17 protein-coding genes are annotated in these 15,361 nt (G+C 62.0%); 12 read left to right on the top strand and 5 right to left on the bottom strand.

The genetic code is table 11. The features are described 5' to 3' along the window. The first annotated feature begins 55 nt into the window (after positions 1 to 55). Positions 56 to 235, top strand: coding sequence for a zinc-finger domain-containing protein (locus QF118_RS02350; RefSeq protein ID WP_282301038.1), 180 nt, complete (start codon positions 56 to 58; stop codon positions 233 to 235). A 142-nt stretch (positions 236 to 377) separates the two neighbouring features. Beyond that, positions 378 to 3,185 carry a DNA polymerase I gene (gene polA / locus QF118_RS02345; RefSeq protein ID WP_282301037.1) on the top strand — a complete coding sequence of 936 codons (2,808 nt, stop codon included), beginning with the start codon at positions 378 to 380 and terminating at the stop codon, positions 3,183 to 3,185. Here polA and QF118_RS02340 read toward each other — a convergent pair. From QF118_RS02340 to nth, 3 genes are all read right to left on the bottom strand, one after another. Then, entirely contained in the window at positions 3,182 to 4,369 is a 1,188-nt protein-coding gene (locus tag QF118_RS02340; RefSeq protein WP_282301036.1) for a S8 family serine peptidase, read from the bottom strand. The two genes, polA and QF118_RS02340, sit on opposite strands and share 4 nt — an antisense overlap. 96 nt (positions 4,370 to 4,465) lie before the next feature. Beyond that, positions 4,466 to 5,455: an adenosine kinase gene (locus QF118_RS02335; protein WP_282301035.1), complete on the bottom strand. Its 990-nt coding sequence runs from the start codon at positions 5,453 to 5,455 to the stop codon at positions 4,466 to 4,468. Next, entirely contained in the window at positions 5,452 to 6,096 is a 645-nt protein-coding gene (nth, locus tag QF118_RS02330) for an endonuclease III (protein ID WP_282301034.1), read from the bottom strand. Before nth ends, QF118_RS02335 begins: the two co-directional genes overlap by 4 nt. Positions 6,097 to 6,187: 91 nt before the next feature. Here nth and QF118_RS02325 point away from each other — a divergent pair, with 91 nt between their 5' ends. The 3 genes from QF118_RS02325 (at position 6,188) to QF118_RS02315 (ending at position 8,466) form a co-directional block, all read left to right on the top strand. Next, the gene (locus QF118_RS02325; protein ID WP_282301033.1) at positions 6,188 to 7,024 is read left to right on the top strand and encodes a methylated-DNA--[protein]-cysteine S-methyltransferase; all 837 of its coding nucleotides are present in this window, start codon (positions 6,188 to 6,190) and stop codon (positions 7,022 to 7,024) included. Between the two features lie 126 nt (positions 7,025 to 7,150). Further along, positions 7,151 to 7,816, top strand: coding sequence for a YiaD family glycine zipper/OmpA-like lipoprotein (locus QF118_RS02320; protein ID WP_282301032.1), 666 nt, complete (start codon positions 7,151 to 7,153; stop codon positions 7,814 to 7,816). 98 nt (positions 7,817 to 7,914) lie between these two features. Next, on the top strand, positions 7,915 to 8,466 hold the full coding sequence (locus tag QF118_RS02315) for an NADPH-dependent FMN reductase (RefSeq protein ID WP_282301031.1): 552 nt from the start codon (positions 7,915 to 7,917) through the stop codon (positions 8,464 to 8,466). 65 nt (positions 8,467 to 8,531) lie between these two features. On the opposite strand, the gene QF118_RS02310 is transcribed toward QF118_RS02315, so the two are convergent. Then, positions 8,532 to 8,930, bottom strand: a complete 399-nt coding sequence (locus QF118_RS02310; RefSeq protein ID WP_282301030.1) for a VOC family protein — start codon at positions 8,928 to 8,930, stop codon at positions 8,532 to 8,534. Between the two features lie 33 nt (positions 8,931 to 8,963). On the opposite strand from QF118_RS02310, the gene QF118_RS02305 reads away from it, so the two are divergent. Continuing rightward, on the top strand, positions 8,964 to 9,767 hold the full coding sequence (locus QF118_RS02305; RefSeq protein WP_282301029.1) for an HTD2 family dehydratase: 804 nt from the start codon (positions 8,964 to 8,966) through the stop codon (positions 9,765 to 9,767). 57 nt (positions 9,768 to 9,824) lie between these two features. Here the strand turns inward: QF118_RS02305 and QF118_RS02300 are convergent, their stop codons facing one another. After that, the gene (locus QF118_RS02300; protein WP_282301028.1) at positions 9,825 to 10,514 is read right to left on the bottom strand and encodes a sugar transferase; all 690 of its coding nucleotides are present in this window, start codon (positions 10,512 to 10,514) and stop codon (positions 9,825 to 9,827) included. Positions 10,515 to 11,456: 942 nt separating this feature from the next. Between QF118_RS02300 and QF118_RS02295 the strand changes: the two genes are divergently transcribed. The 6 genes from QF118_RS02295 to QF118_RS02270 all read left to right on the top strand — a co-directional run bounded on the left by QF118_RS02295 (position 11,457) and on the right by QF118_RS02270 (position 15,297). Then, positions 11,457 to 12,071 carry a ribonuclease D gene (locus QF118_RS02295; protein ID WP_282301027.1) on the top strand — a complete coding sequence of 205 codons (615 nt, stop codon included), beginning with the start codon at positions 11,457 to 11,459 and terminating at the stop codon, positions 12,069 to 12,071. Positions 12,072 to 12,090: 19 nt separating this feature from the next. After that, complete coding sequence (lptC, locus tag QF118_RS02290) at positions 12,091 to 12,690, top strand: LPS export ABC transporter periplasmic protein LptC (protein ID WP_282301026.1); 600 nt, start codon at positions 12,091 to 12,093, stop codon at positions 12,688 to 12,690. A gap of 14 nt (positions 12,691 to 12,704) precedes the next feature. Continuing rightward, positions 12,705 to 13,193: a lipopolysaccharide transport periplasmic protein LptA gene (gene lptA, locus QF118_RS02285; protein WP_282301025.1), complete on the top strand. Its 489-nt coding sequence runs from the start codon at positions 12,705 to 12,707 to the stop codon at positions 13,191 to 13,193. Next, complete coding sequence (lptB, locus tag QF118_RS02280) at positions 13,193 to 13,951, top strand: LPS export ABC transporter ATP-binding protein (protein WP_282301024.1); 759 nt, start codon at positions 13,193 to 13,195, stop codon at positions 13,949 to 13,951. Before lptA ends, lptB begins: the two co-directional genes overlap by 1 nt. A gap of 260 nt (positions 13,952 to 14,211) precedes the next feature. Next, entirely contained in the window at positions 14,212 to 14,775 is a 564-nt protein-coding gene (gene hpf, locus QF118_RS02275) for a ribosome hibernation-promoting factor, HPF/YfiA family (protein ID WP_282301023.1), read from the top strand. Between the two features lie 57 nt (positions 14,776 to 14,832). Further along, complete coding sequence (locus QF118_RS02270; protein WP_282301022.1) at positions 14,833 to 15,297, top strand: PTS sugar transporter subunit IIA; 465 nt, start codon at positions 14,833 to 14,835, stop codon at positions 15,295 to 15,297. Positions 15,298 to 15,361 lie beyond the last annotated feature (64 nt).

Below are 15,361 nucleotides of genomic sequence, written 5' to 3'. Positions count from 1 at the left end.
GGCTCTTGGCGCATAACGCTGGTAGTGCAAAGCCAGCCAAAAGGGAATGCGTTCCATGACCATCGAGGCGCCTGAAACCAGGATCGTTGACAGCCACCGGATCGCCTGTGACGGCGGCGAGGGCGCTTTGGGCCACCCGCGTGTCTGGTTGCAGATCCCCGAGACCACCGGTTTTGTCGAATGCCCCTATTGTGACGCGAAATTCGTGCACAAGGATTTCGAAGGCAACGTCTGAGCCTGCCTTTGGCGCCTGCTGATCCGGGCGCGGTTTCCGTGCGAAACGTGATTGCCCGTTACGGGATGCTGAAATCCGTGTCTGGCAACGGCTGGCGGATCATGGCAAACCATCCCCCGAACAGCACTTGGGGAGAGCGAGCATGGCGGGCAAATTTGGCAAGGGATGCCATCTGCATCTGATCGACGGATCGGCCTATATTTTCCGGGCTTTCCACGCGCTGCCGCCGCTGACCCGGAAATCTGACGGGTTGCCGATTGGTGCGGTCAGCGGCTTTTGCAACATGTTGCAGCGCTATATCGACGGCAACAACGGGTCGGACGCGCCCACCCATGTGGCGGTGATTTTCGACAAGGGCAGCCATACATTTCGCAATGACATGTACGATCAGTACAAGGCCAACCGCGAGGCTATGCCCGAGGACCTGCGCCCGCAGATCCCGCTGACTCGCGAGGCGACCAAGGCGTTTAACATCGCCTGCGAGGAACTCGAAGGGTTCGAGGCGGACGACATCATGGCGACGCTGGCACGCCAGGCACGCGAGGCAGGGGGGCGGGTGACGATCCTGTCGTCGGACAAGGACCTGATGCAGCTGGTCGGCGGCGGTGTCGAAATGCTGGACCCGATGAAGAACAAGCTGATCGACCGCGATGGCGTGCATGAAAAGTTTGGCGTTGGTCCGGAACGGGTGGTCGATGTGCAGGCGCTGGCCGGGGATTCCGTCGACAACGTGCCGGGCGCGCCGGGCATCGGTATCAAGACGGCGGCGCTGCTGATCAACGAATTCGGCTCGCTCGAGGAACTGCTGGACCGGGCCGAAGAGATCAAGCAGCCCAAGCGCCGGCAGACCCTGATCGAGCACCGCGCGCAGATCGAGCTTTCGAAAAGGCTGGTGCAGCTGGACGAACACATGGAGCTGCCGTTCACGCTGGACGATCTGGAAGTGCGCGAGCCGGTGCCAGAGGAGCTGCTGGATTTTCTGTCGCGGATGGAATTCCGCACCCTGACCAAACGCATCGCCGACAAGCTGGACGTCGAGGCCCCCGCCATTCCCGACACCACGCCCGAGGGCGCGAACCCGCCGGAACAGGCGCCTGACTGGCCGGCCATCGACCCGTCGAAATACGAATGCGTGTCGGACTCGGCGGCGTTGCAACGTTGGATCGACAAGGCGAACGATCGTGGCTGGATTGCCGTCGATACAGAGACGACGGGCCTGAACGACATGGCCTGCGATCTGGTCGGCATCTCGCTGTGCGTCGAGCCGGGCGAGGCCTGCTATATTCCTCTGATCCATCGGGCGACCGCCACCGACGATCTGTTCGGCAATGACGATCTGGCCGAGGGACAGATGCCGCTGAACGCGGTTCTGGATGCCTTGAAACCGATGCTTGAGGACCCGGCGGTTCTGAAGATCGGGCAGAACATGAAATTCGACGCCAAGATATTCTCGCGCTACGGGGTCGAAGTTGCGCCGATCGACGATACGATGCTGATGTCCTACGCGATGAACGCGGGTCTGCATGGGCATGGCATGGACACGCTGGCCGAACGCTATCTGTCGCACACGCCAATCCCGATCAAGGACCTGCTGGGGTCGGGCAAAAAGCAGATCACCTTTGACCGCGTGCCCATCGAGGACGCGGTCAAATACGCCGCCGAGGATGCGGATGTGACGCTGCGCCTGTGGAAGACCTTCAAACCGCAGCTGCACCGCGCCCGTGTGACCCGTGTCTACGAAGGGTTGGAACGGCCGCTGGTTCCGGTTCTCAAGCAGATGGAAATGGCCGGGGTCAAGGTGGACCGCGATGTGCTGTCGCGCATGTCCAACGCCTTTGCGCAAAAGATGGCGGGGCTCGAGGCGGAAATTCACGAGTTGGCGGGCGAAACCTTTAACGTCGGCAGCCCCAAACAGTTGGGCGAGATTCTGTTCGACAAGATGGGGCTTGAGGGCGGCAAAAAGGGCAAGACCGGGGCCTATGCCACCGGCGCCGATATCCTTGAGGATCTTGCCACCGAACACGATCTGCCCGCGCGTATTCTGGATTGGCGGCAGCTGTCGAAACTGAAATCGACCTACACTGACGCGCTGCAGGAACACATCAACAAGGACACCGGGCGGGTGCATACCTCGTACTCGATTGCAGGGGCGAACACCGGGCGTCTGGCGTCGAACGATCCGAACCTGCAGAACATTCCCGTCCGCTCAGAGGAAGGCCGCCGCATCCGCGAGGCCTTTATCGCGGATGAGGGCAAGGTGCTGGTGTCGCTGGACTATTCGCAGATCGAATTGCGCATCCTTGCGCATATGGCCGACATTCCCGCGCTGAAAGAGGCGTTCCGCGACGGCCACGACATTCACGCCATGACCGCATCCGAGATGTTCAACGTGCCGATGGAAGACATGACACCGGACATCCGGCGTCAGGCCAAGGCGATCAACTTTGGCGTGATCTACGGCATTTCGGGCTTTGGCCTTGCGCGCAACCTGCGCATCCCGCGGGTCGAGGCACAGGGCTTTATCGACCGGTATTTCGAACGCTTCCCGGGGATCAAGACCTATATGGATGACACGATCGCCTTTGCGACCGAGCACAAGCGGGTGGAAACCCTGTTTGGCCGGGTGATCCACACGCCCGAAATCGCCGCCAAGGGGCCGCGCGCGGGCTTTGCCAAACGCGCGGCGATCAATGCGCCGATCCAGGGCACGGCGGCGGACATCATCCGGCGCGCCATGGTGCGGATGCCCGATGCCATCGCCGGTCTGCCTGCGAAGATGCTGTTGCAGGTGCATGACGAATTGATCTTCGAGGTCGAAAAGGATGCGGCTGAGGATCTGATCAAGGCCGCGCGTACCGTCATGGAAGGGGCGGCGGAACCGGTGGTCAAACTGGACGTGCCGCTGATCGTGGACGCAGGCCAGGGCGCCAACTGGGCCGAAGCGCACTAATCCAGCGGGCCGCGCGGCGCCTGAACCAGACCATGGCCGCGATCCACCGGCGTCAGATGCGGTGCAAGCCCGTCGCGCGTGGCGCTGCGGATCAGGGCGTTGGACAACGATTGCGCGTTCACCGGCTGGCCGTCTGCCCGAAGGTGTTGGGTCAGCAGGGCGGCCACCCCCAGCGCATGGGCCAGGGCCATGGAGCTGCCATTCATGCTGCGCACCCCGTCGCTGGCATTGGCCGAGACAATGCCAACGCCGGGCGCAACCAGGGTGGGACCGGCGTTGCTGAAGGCGGCGGGAACCAATCCCTTGTCCCCCGGACCCACTGCGCCAATCGACACCACACCGCGCGCGGCGGCGGGGGCCGAGGGGCCGGTTTCAAATTCGGGCGATATGGTGCGCAGGCAGTCATTCCCGACGGCCCCCACCATCAGCGGGCGGGTCGCCGGGTCCAGCATCCGCAAAACCGATTCGAATATCCGCAGGTTGCCGCGATTGGCATGTACCGCCGCCAGCGTCGCCAGCGTCATGGGATAGCCTTCGGCTGTCAGTTGTTCGATATGCGCCGCGGTGTCAAAGCTGAGGGCAAAGCCGATGACATCCGCACCCTGGCTTTGGGCCCAAAGCACAGCCGCCAGAAACCTGTCCGATGTGCCGTGGCCCGTATCGGCCAGTGTTTTACCCACAAGCAGGGTGTCGGTGCCGCGCGCCACCCCGATGCGGATACCGCCCATGTCACGGCCCAAAATGGTGCCGGCAACATGGGTGCCGTGGCCATTGGCATCGTCGATCCCGAGGTCGGTGAAATCCTTGGCAATCAGGGACACCCCTTCCAGGCAGGGGTGTTGCGTAGCGACGCCCGTGTCCAGAATGGCGACCCGCGCGCCCTTGCCCGTCATGTGTGTCCGGTCGGCGCCAATCGCCCTTTGTCCCCATCCCGGCACCAGTTCATCGGCGCGCAGATCATCCAGCGGTTCCGGGGCCAGCAGACGGGTTGGCACAACCGGCGCCATGGCCAGCAAGGAAGGATCGTTCGACGCCTCGCGCAGTTGCCTTGGGTCGAGGTCCAGCATCGTGATGTCGGGCTGTCCGGCCTCGCCCGGCCGTGTGGGTTCGATCGCCGCGATGGTCGGCACCGAAGGTCTTTGCCAATTCCCTGATTTGTCACGCAGGACAATGAAACGGGTCATAAAAAGGCTCCAAGGAAATACCCTTGAAGCCCAAGGTAGCCCCGACTGCCGTCTTGCGGAAAGGGGGCTTGCGTGAATAGCGCGTGAAAAAGACCGCTAGATCAAACCCTTCTGGCGATAAAGCGCCTGCATGTTCGCCTCGGGGCGGGGGCCGATGTGGCTGATCACCTCGGCGGCGGACACGCAGCCCATGCGCCCCGCCGTTGCCATGTCCGCACCGGTTGCCAACCCGTACAGAAAGCCCGCGGCGAATTGATCGCCTGCGCCGGTGGCATCGACCGGAACCACCTTGTGAACCGGAATTTCCGTGCGAACGCCCTTGTGGATGATGGTCACGCCATCGCCCGACCGGGTGCAGACCACCAGAGGGCAGATCGCGGCAACGGCGGCAAGATCGGCCTCAAGATCGTCGTTCTGAAAGAGCGAGCGGATCTCGGCCTCGTTCCCGATGACATAGTCCATCTCGTGTTCGATCAGCGTCAGGAAATCGTCGCGGTGACGTTCGACACAGAAGGGATCGGAAATGGCGATCCCGGCCAGTCCGCCAGCGGCGCGGCAGGTGCGGGCGGCGCGCAGGAACGCCTCTTTGCCCTTGTCCTTGTCGAACAGATAGCCTTCGAGAAAGACAATCTCGCTTTGCGCGGTCACGTCTTCGGACACGTCCTCGGGGCCCAGTTCGGCGGAAATGCCAAGGTAGGTGTTCATCGACCGTTCGCCATCGGGCGAGACAAAGATCATGCTGCGCGAGGTCGGAAGCTCGCCACCCTTGACCGGCGGATTGACGAAATCAATGCCTTCCCTGGTCAAGGCGTCCGCATAGAAATGCCCCAGCGCATCGTCATGCACCCGCCCGATAAAGGCGCTGTCCAGCCCCAGTGCGCCGATCCCGGCGATGGTGTTCGCCACCGAACCGCCCGGCGTCTGAACCCGGCCTTCCATCGCGCCATACAGGGTTTCCCCGCGTTCCCGTTCGACCAGCTGCATGATGCCCTTTTCGATCCCCATGAGATCCAGAAAGGTATCTTCGGCGCGCGAAATCACATCGACAACGGCGTTGCCGATGCCCACGACCTTGTATTTCTTCATTCTGTCTTTTCCTCGAATTGGCACAGGTCGCTTATCAGGCAAGCCTTGCATTTCGGTTTGCGTGCGACGCAGGTGTAACGCCCGTGCAGGATCATCCAGTGATGCGCGTGCTGCTGGAAATCCACGGGGATGTTGTCTTCGATGGCGCGTTCGACGGCGACCACGTCCTTGCCGGGGCAGATGCCGCTGCGGTTGCCAAGGCGAAAGATATGGGTGTCGACCGCCTGCGCCGGATAGTGCCACCACATGTTCAGCACCACGTTGGCGGTCTTGCGGCCGACACCCGGCAGGCTTTCCAGCGCGGCGCGCGAACAGGGCACATCGCCGCCGTATTGCTCGACCAGGATGCGCGCAGTCTTGATCACGTTCTTCGCCTTCTGGCGGAACAGGCCGATGGTCTTGATATGCTCGATCAGCCCTTCTTCTCCAAGCGCCAGCATCTTTTCCGGCGTGTAGGCGATCTGGAACAGCTTTTCGGTTGCCTTGTTCACCCCCGCATCGGTCGCCTGCGCGGAAAGCGCCACGGCCACGACCAGCGTATAGGCGTTGACGTGGTTCAGCTCGCCCTTGGGTTCGGGTTCGGCCTGCTGAAAGCGGGTAAAGATCGCGCGGATCGTATGATAATCAAGCTGCTTTGCCATGATCGGCTTATGCCGTGCAGGGCGAGGATGCGCAATATTCGGGTCGTGCGACAGGGCGCAGCGCGGTAATCCTGTGACAAAGGAGAAGACGATGCCCGAAGACCAGTCCTATCACTACCACGTCATGCGCCGCGCGATCGAGGCGGTGGACCAGCTAGGCCCGCAGGCGACGCTGGATGATCTGGCGGGCGAAATCGGGATGAGCCCGGCACATTTTCAGCGGCTGTTCAGCAAGTGGGCCGGCGTGTCGCCCAAGCGCTATCAACAGTACCTGACGCTAAGCCATGCCAAAACCTTGCTGCAACAGCGGTTCACCACGCTGGAAACGGCGCATGAAACCGGGCTGTCGGGTGGTGGGCGTCTGCATGATCTGTTCCTGCGGTGGGAGGCGATGAGCCCCGGCGACTATGCCCGCGCGGGTGACGGTCTGGTGATCCATTGGGGCTGGTTCGACAGTCCCTTTGGCCCCGCTCTGGTCATGGGAACCGACAAGGGTATCTGCGGCATCGGCTTTTCCGCCGAAACCACGGCCGAGGCGGCAATGGAGGATCTGGTCAGCCGCTGGCCCAAGGCGCAGTATGTCGAAGCGCCCGACCGCCTCGCGCCCTGGGTGCAGGTGGCCTTTGGTATCAAGCAGGATGGCCCCCTGCCGCTGTACCTGATTGGCGCGCCCTTTCAGATCAAGGTCTGGGAGGCGCTGATGCAGATCCCGTCGGGGCATGTCACAACCTATTCCGAGATCGCGCAGGCGATCGAGCACCCCAAGGCCGTGCGCGCCGTGGGCACCGCGGTGGGGCGCAACCCGATCAGCTATCTGATCCCCTGCCACCGCGCCCTGCGCAAGTCCGGCGGATTGGGCGGCTATCACTGGGGGCTGCCGGTCAAACGCGCCATTCTGGCCTGGGAGGCCGCCCGCGAGGATGCTTGACCCGGCAATGGGCGGAGCCTTGCCGATTTCCCCGTGACAAGGGTGCCGGACAGGGCCATGTTATTGTATATCAGCAGCGACAGACCCCATGAATACGGGGCAATTAACCTGAAGAGGCACATACATATGATCCGGGCAAAATCCGCGATTCTTCTCGCCACCGTGGCAACCCTGGGCCTGAGCGCCTGTACCACTGGCCCCATGTTCGATGAAAACGATCCCAACCGTCAGGCCAAGCAGGGCGCGCTGATTGGCGCGGGTCTGGGTGCCATCACTGGCCGCCTGGCCGGGGGTGACGATGTTGGCGAACGCAACCGCGCCACCGTGGCCGGTGCTCTGGTTGGTGCCGCCGCCGGTGCCGCCATCGGCAACCAGCTGGACAAGCAAGAGGCCGAACTGCGCCAGCAGCTTGGGCCGGATACGACGATCCGCAACACCGGCGACCGCCTGATCGTGACGATGCCGCAGGATATCCTGTTCGCCACGGCCAGCGCCGAGCTGCGCCCGACGCTTGTCGCCGATCTGCGCGACGTCGGCGCCAGCCTTCTGGCCTATCCGAACACCACGGCTCAGGTCATCGGTCATACGGACAGCGACGGCGATGCCGCCTATAACCAGAACCTGTCGCAGCGCCGCGCGCAATCGGTGGCCAATGTCCTGATTTCCTCGGGCGTGCCGGGGGGCCGGATTTCGGTCATCGGTCGCGGCGAGGATCAGCCCATCGCGTCCAACCTGACGCCCGAAGGCAAGGCGCAGAACCGCCGGGTCGAGATCGTGATCCTGCCGAACTGACCTGCGCATTTGCGCACAAGACGTTACACAGCGCCGCGGCTTGCCGTGGCGCTGTTGCGTTGTAGGTATGGGTTACAACGCAAGAATGGAGCGCACAGATGAGCGGCATGACACTGCTGGGGATCAGCGGATCGCTGAGAAAAGCCTCGACCAATCGGTTGTTGCTGCAAGAGGCGGCGCGCCGCTTTGGCGAGGCGAAGTTTATCGAGGCGGACATCCGGTTTCCGCTGTTCGACGAAGACCTGCAAGACGCCGAAGGCATTCCCGAGCCGGTGCAGCGTCTGGCCGATCAGATCGCAAAGGCCGACGCGGTGATCGTGGCCAGCCCGGAATACAACAAAGGGATTTCCGGGGCTTTGAAAAACGCGCTGGACTGGGTCAGCCGGACCGAGGGCAATCCTTGGCGCGACAAGCCGGTTGCTGTTGTTTCGGCTGCGGCGGGCCGCGCGGGTGGCGAGCGGTCGCAAAACATGGCGCGCCTTGCGCTGACGCCGTTTCGTCCGCGTCTGTTGACCGGGCCCGAGGTGATGATTGCCCAGACCTCTCAGCAATGGGACGATCAGGGGCGTCTGACCAATGAATTCGGAATCAAGCTGCTGGATGAGTTGATGGCAGAGCTGCGCGCTGAGGCCGTGCGGATGCGCGGGTGATCAAGGGGCAGAGTGGGGGCCAGCCCCCACACCCCCGGAGTATTTTCGCCAAGAAGAAGCAAGGGTCAGGCGAGATTTGAGATCTCGATCAGGTTTCCGTCCGGGTCCCGGATGTATAGCGACAGGATCGGCCCGGTTGCGCCGGTGCGGAGGAGGGGGCCTTCCTCGATTGTGATGTCGTGATCGTTCAGGTGAGTTCGCCAGTCGGCGATTGGGGTGTCGGACAAAAAGCATAGATCGGCCGAACCGGGGCGCGGGGTGCGGGCCTTTGGGGTGAATTCGGCCCCGGCCTTGTGCAGGTTGATCTTTTGGGTGCCGAATTTCAGGGCCCAGCGGGTGCTGCCATCGGCGGGGGTGAAGGCCTGTGGTGTCATGCCCAGAACATCGCGGTAAAAGGCGCAGGTCACATCGACGTCGGTAACTGTCAGGACCAGATGGTCAAGGGACTGGACGGAGATCGGCATGCTTGGGATAACCCTGTCATCAGGAGATTGCCCATGCAGGATGCGCCCTTGGCCGAACATCGTCAAACCGATCTGATGGACCCGGCGCGCGCCCGCGCCTTTCAGGTGGCGCTGGGCAGTCAGCCGGATATTGAAGCGGGGGTGCCGCTGCCGCCGTTTTTTCACCAGCTCTATTTCTGGGATCCGCAACCGCCCGAGGGCCTGGGGCGCGATGGGCATCCCCGGGTTGGTCAGGGCCTGATCCCCGATATGGGTTTACCAAGGCGCATGTGGGCCGGTGGGGCGCTGACCTTTCATGCGCCGCTACGGGCGGGGGATCTGGCCGAAAAGGTCAGCGTTGTTGAGCGTGTCGAAAAGAAGGAAGGGCGAAGCGGGCCTTTGGGGTTTGTCACCCTGCGCCACCAGATTTTTCAGGCCGGGCATTTGTGCGTGACCGAGTTGCACGACCTGGTGTACCGCGAAGATCCCGATCCGGCCGCGCCGCGTCAGGTCCCGCCGCAGGCGCCGGTCGATGAGGTGTTTGCCGAGGAGGTCCGGTTCGATTCCACCCTGCTGTTCCGCTATTCGGCGCTGACCTTCAACGGTCACCGCATCCACTATGATCTGGATTATGCCCGGGATGTCGAAGGCTACGACGGGCTGGTGGTGCATGGCCCCCTGTTGGCGCAGCATTTGATGCTGATGGCGTCGCGCAAGGCGCCGCTGAAGGCGTTCCGGTTCCGGGCCACCGCGCCGCTGATGCATTTCGAAACCGCGACCCTGTGCCAAAAGGGGGCTGATTTATGGGTGCGCGGACCGGATGGGCGCCAATGCATGCAGGCCAGTATCGAGACATGAAAAAGGCCTCGCCGATCTGGCGAGGCCTCTGTTCCACGGATGAGAGAGACGCGGGGCTCAGCAGCCGGTGCCGTTGACCACCACCTTGACGGTGCGCAGCATCACGGCGAGGTCGGTCTTGAACGACAGCTTGCGCAGGTAGTCGGTGTCAAAGCCGGCGCGCTCGGCAAAGCTGGATTCGTTACGGACCGAGGTTTGCCAAAAGCCGGTGATGCCGGGGCGCAGCGCGTAATAGGCGGTGCCGGGGTACAGGTTTTGCTGGTTGACCATCATCGGACGCGGGCCGACAAGCGCCATGTCACCGCGCAGCACGTTCACAAGCTGCGGCAGCTCGTCCATCGAGGTTTTGCGGATGATGCGGCCGATGCGGGTGATCCGCGGGTCGTTCTTCAGTTTCTGATCGCGGTTCCATTCGGCGCGGGCCTCGGGGTTGGCGTTCAGATGTGCCTCGAGAAGGGCATCGGCGTTCGGCACCATCGAGCGCAGCTTCCACATGTAGAAGATGCGACCGTTCCGGCCGACGCGTTTCTGGAAATACAGCGGCGATGCGCCGTCGGTGGCGATCAGGGCCGCGATCGGCGCCAGGATCAGCAGGACGGGCAGGATGACAAGCAGAACCAGAACGACGTCCAGCGCGCGCTTGAAATGGTCACGATAGACAGTTGCACGCGGCTTCGCGAGAAGCGCTTCGTCAATCAGGGACTCGAACTTTGCCGTCGGCAGCGGCTGGCGAAGATGCAGTGTCAAGATGACCTCCTAAGTCATTCGTGACGGAGTGTGGCGACCACTGATCCTGACGTGAGGCAAGGAGATACCGTTCACCGGAACAGCGGTGTCAGACCTTTTTTGCCGTCATCAGGCTTTGTTCGATTACCCGAAAGCAGATCGGATAAAATTCAGCAGACTTACCGTTACTCCCAAGTGGAAGCACCAACCCCCAAGTGCCGTGTTTGCGCGAATTCAGACCAAATTGTGTTCTTATCGCTCGACCTCCACTTTATGCATGTGTCAGACCCCTACCGTCAACCAAGCGTTTCGCGCGCACGTTATAGTTGAAAAGCGTTGCGGCGCGGGGCTTTGGCGGGGGCGTTTTCGGCGCCCGCATCACCGGTGACGCGGCACAGTATTTTTTCCCCAAAAGCCGTGGCCAGGGCTGCCGAAAGTGGGTCGATTGCCGTTTTTCCTGGCCCAGACTTGTTTTTGAAGGTGCAACAATGCCCCGGCGGCCAATGAATTATTGTTTCGATTGGCAAGACAATTGCCCGCGATACTCCGGAAAGCCTGCGTTCTTGTCGTTGAATTTCTGGGTTTTGGGCGGGGGTGTTCCGCATCGTGGAAACAATCCCGCGACATGACGGGGTCCGAAAGGGGTCTTGTGGTCCGGTCCGATCGTCGACCGCTGGCCGCTGGCATGCAATGGGAAGTCGCTAAAATCAGACTCGAATGACAACAATTAACGGGCGAGTTAACGCCCTCACGAAATGTTACATGCCCGTCTATCGCGTGACAGAATGCGGCCGAATCAAGGCAAGCAGTTGCCACAATTTGGGCAAACTTCGCCCGAATCGCGCCTCATTTGGGGCAGGGCTCTCGGAAATGTGGCAGCGGGCTGCGGGGTGCAGAGTTGTAAGCGGCCTTGCCTGCGGATATGTCCAAGCAGTCTGATCCAAGCAGCAGGAAGGGCATGGCATGGCCAACCATCTTTATCAGGGCGATTTGCCCGACGATTTGCAGCTTGGGCCCGTCGTGGCGATCGATTGCGAGACCATGGGCCTTAACCCGCACCGCGACAGGCTGTGCCTGGTCCAGTTGTCGGGGGGCGACGGCAACGCTCATCTTGTCCAGATCGCCCGCGGGCAAGCCGAGGCGCCGAACCTGGCCCGCCTGTTGCGTGATCCCGACGTGCTGAAGCTGTTCCATTTCGGCCGCTTTGATATTGCCGCCATGTACCATGCCTTTGGTGCGCTGGCGCAGCCGGTCTATTGCACCAAGATCGCCAGCCGGTTGGTCCGCACCTTTACTGACCGTCACGGGTTGAAGGCGCTGACGCAGGAACTGATCGGTGTCGACATTTCCAAGCAGCAGCAAACCAGCGACTGGGGCGCGGCCGAGCTGACCAAGGCGCAGATGGACTATGCCGCGTCGGATGTGCTGCACCTGCACCGCCTGCGCGATGCCCTGGACGCCATGCTGGAGCGCGAAGGCCGCGCGGCGCTGGCCCAATCCTGTTTCGATTTCCTGCCGACGCGCGCCTTGCTTGACCTTGAAGGATGGCCCGACACGGACATCTTTGCCCATGCTTGACGCAAGGGGGGCATAAGACATGGTGCGCCGCATCGGCCTGTATTCCCGGGTGATCGCCTGGTTGAAGATCCTGCTGCCCTTGGCGGCGCTTGTGCTTTTGTCCACGTTGTTCCTGTTGTCTCGCAGCACGGAACAGGTGCTGGACATGCCTTTTGCCGAGGCCCTGCGCGGCGAGGGGATCGCGCGCGAACACGTCGGTGCGCCCTATTACGCCGGCACGACCGAAAGCGGCGACATGCTGACGATGACCGCGACATCCGCCGCCCCCGAAGGCGAAGGCCAGATCCGCGCCGAAGACCTGGCCGCCCGGTTGCGCAAGCCCGACGGCAGCGAAATTCTGTTGAACGCGGCCCATGCCACGGTGCGCGACAGTGACCAGACCGCCCTGATGGAAGGCGGCGTGCGCATCGAAAGTTCTTCGGGGTATGTGCTGAACACCCAGACCCTGAATTCCGCCATCAACCGGATCGAGGCGGAAAGCGGCGGCCCGGTACAGGGCGACGGGCCGCTGGGCACCATCGAGGCCGGAAAGATGCGGATCGAAACCTCGGATGAAGACGGCGGTGTGCAACTGCTTTTCACCGAGGGGGTAAAGCTGGTATATACGCCGAAAGATTGAAAGAGTGCTGCCTCATGATCCGTAGATTTCTAATCGCCCTTGCCGTCGCGGGCCTGCCCGCCCTGGCCGCGGCACAGGGCACCGACGTCAAGTTCGGCAGCCTCAAGCAGGACACCAGCGCCCCGGTCGAAGTCACCGCTGACGCGCTGGCCGTCAACCAGAACGCGGGAACGGCGCTGTATACCGGTAACGTGGTGATCATCCAGGGCGACATGCGCCTGGCGGCCCCGCGTGTGTTGGTCGTCTATTCCGAGGCGCAGGGCCGAATCGAACGGATGGAGGCCACTGGCGGCGTCACCCTGGTCAGCGGAGAAGAGGCCGCCGAGGCCGAGCGCGCCGATTACGATATCGAAGGCGGCACCGTCGTCATGTCCGGCAATGTGCTGCTGACCCAGGGCCAGAATGCGCTGACCTCGGAAAAGATGGTGGTCAACCTTGAAAGCGGCGCGGCGCAGATGTCGGGCCGTGTGAAAACCATTCTGCAGCCGGAGAAGGGGCAGTAATGTCCCGGCCTGAATTGACGGTAACCGAAGGGGCAAGCGGGCTTCAGGTAAACCACCTTCGCAAAAGCTATCGCAAGAAGGTGGTCATTCGTGACGTGACCATGCGGCTGGACCGCGGCGAGGTCGTCGCGCTTCTGGGGCCGAACGGGTCGGGCAAGACGACCTCGTTCTATGCCATCGCCGGATTGGTGAACCCTGATGCGGGACAGGTGCTGATCGACGGGCGCGATGCCACATACCTGCCGATGTACCGACGTGCGCGCCTGGGCATCGGCTATCTGCCGCAGGAAATGTCGATTTTTCGCGGTCTCAGCGTCGAAGACAACATCACGGCCGTTCTGGATATTGCAGAAGCCGACCGCCACCGGCGCCGCGAACGGCTGGAGGAACTGCTGGGCGAATTCTCGATCGAACATCTGCGCCGCGCGCCGGCGCTGGCGCTGTCGGGGGGCGAACGCCGCCGCGTGGAAATCGCCCGCTGCCTTGCCGCCGATCCGAAATACCTGCTGCTGGACGAACCCTTTGCCGGGGTCGATCCGATCAGCGTGGGGGACATCCGGCATCTTGTGGCCGACCTGAAAAAGCGCGGCATCGGGGTGCTCATCACCGATCACAACGTGCGTGAAACGCTGGAAATCGTGGACCGTGCCTATATCCTGCATGACGGTCAGGTCCTGATGTCCGGCACCCCCGAAGAAGTCGTGCGAAACGAAAACGTCAGGCGTGTTTACCTGGGCGACAGCTTTCGCATGGGGTGACGCCCCTTCGCAGCAAGTTGTTTGGGAATTGCGCGGGCTTTCTTCCCGGTTTCGATTGACAGCCGGGGGCATTCTCCTCTCAAATGAAGGTATGACACGCTGCGCCGAAGCATGGCTGACCGACGTAACCTTCACTTTTGGGGGGCGGCGTCAGCAAACCAAGGCAACAGCGTGTTTTCCCTGACCAGCAAGCCAGACCATGGGGCATCCGTGTCCTGTTCTGCTGCGCCTGCCGGTAAATAACTATAAAAGGACTGAACATGCGCTATCAGATTACGGGAAAGCATATCGACGTGGGCGAGGCCCTGCAGACCCACGTCAAGACTGAACTGGGCGTCGCTTTGGACAAGTATTCGCAGCGACCGACCGACGCAAACGTCATCTTTTCCAAAAGCGCTCATGAGTTCGTCTGCGAGGTCGTCGTTCACCTGTCGACAGGGTTGAACGCGTCGGCCAAGGCGCACGCGACGGAAATCTACGCCGCTTTTGACGACTGCGTTGAAAAGATGGACAAACAGCTGCGCCGCTACAAGCGCCGCCTGAAAGACCATCACAGGGATCGCACGGAACCCGTTGAACTTCTCGGGGCATCCTCTTATATCCTCGCATCCGATGTTGAATCGGACGCCGAAGAGCCGGAAACGCTGCAGCCGATCATCGTGGCCGAAATGGAAACCTCCATTCCGTCCCTGTCTGTCGGCGAGGCGGTGATGCAAATGGAACTGGCAGGGGCCCCCGTCCTTGTGTTCCGGAACGAAAAGAAGGATGGCCTGAACGTCGTGTATCGGCGCGAGGACGGAAACATCGGGTGGATTGATCCATAAGCCCGAAACCGACCGCGTTAATGGAACAGTAACGATGGTCAAGCATACGGGCAGAGCATGAAATTTTTGGACCTACTCAAACCCGAAGCCGTCAAGGTTGTCAGTGCCGTTTCCAGCAAGAAACGCCTGATCCATGACGTTGCTGATCTGGCTGCCGCCGCCCACGGGTTGGCGGCTGGCCCGACCGTCGAAGCCTTGATGGAGCGCGAGTCGCTTGGACCAACCGGCGTGGGGCATGGCGTGGCCTTGCCCCATGCACGCATTGCCGGGCTTGAATCGGTGGTCGGCACCTTCATCCTGCTGGAAAAGCCGATCGACTTCGAAGCGGTGGACCGCCAGCCGGTTGACCTGGTCTTTTCGCTGTTCGCCCCCGAAGAGGCGGGCGTTGAACACCTAAAGGCGCTGGCGCTGGTGTCCCGTTCGCTGCGCGACGGAAACCTGTGCGCGAAACTGCGGGCCAACCCCGACGCGGGCACGCTGTTCACGATCCTTACGGAATCCGAAGTGGTCAAAGCCGCCTGAATCAGGCTGGGCGGCGAAACACTGATTTGAAAAAGGCCCCGCCTGATCTGGCAGGGCCTTTTTC

Source organism: Tropicibacter oceani, from assembly GCF_029958925.1.
Taxonomy (GTDB): Bacteria; Pseudomonadota; Alphaproteobacteria; order Rhodobacterales; family Rhodobacteraceae; genus Pacificoceanicola; species Pacificoceanicola oceani.
Note: the sequence above shows the minus strand (reverse complement) of the source record. Positions and strands in the feature narration are given on the sequence as shown.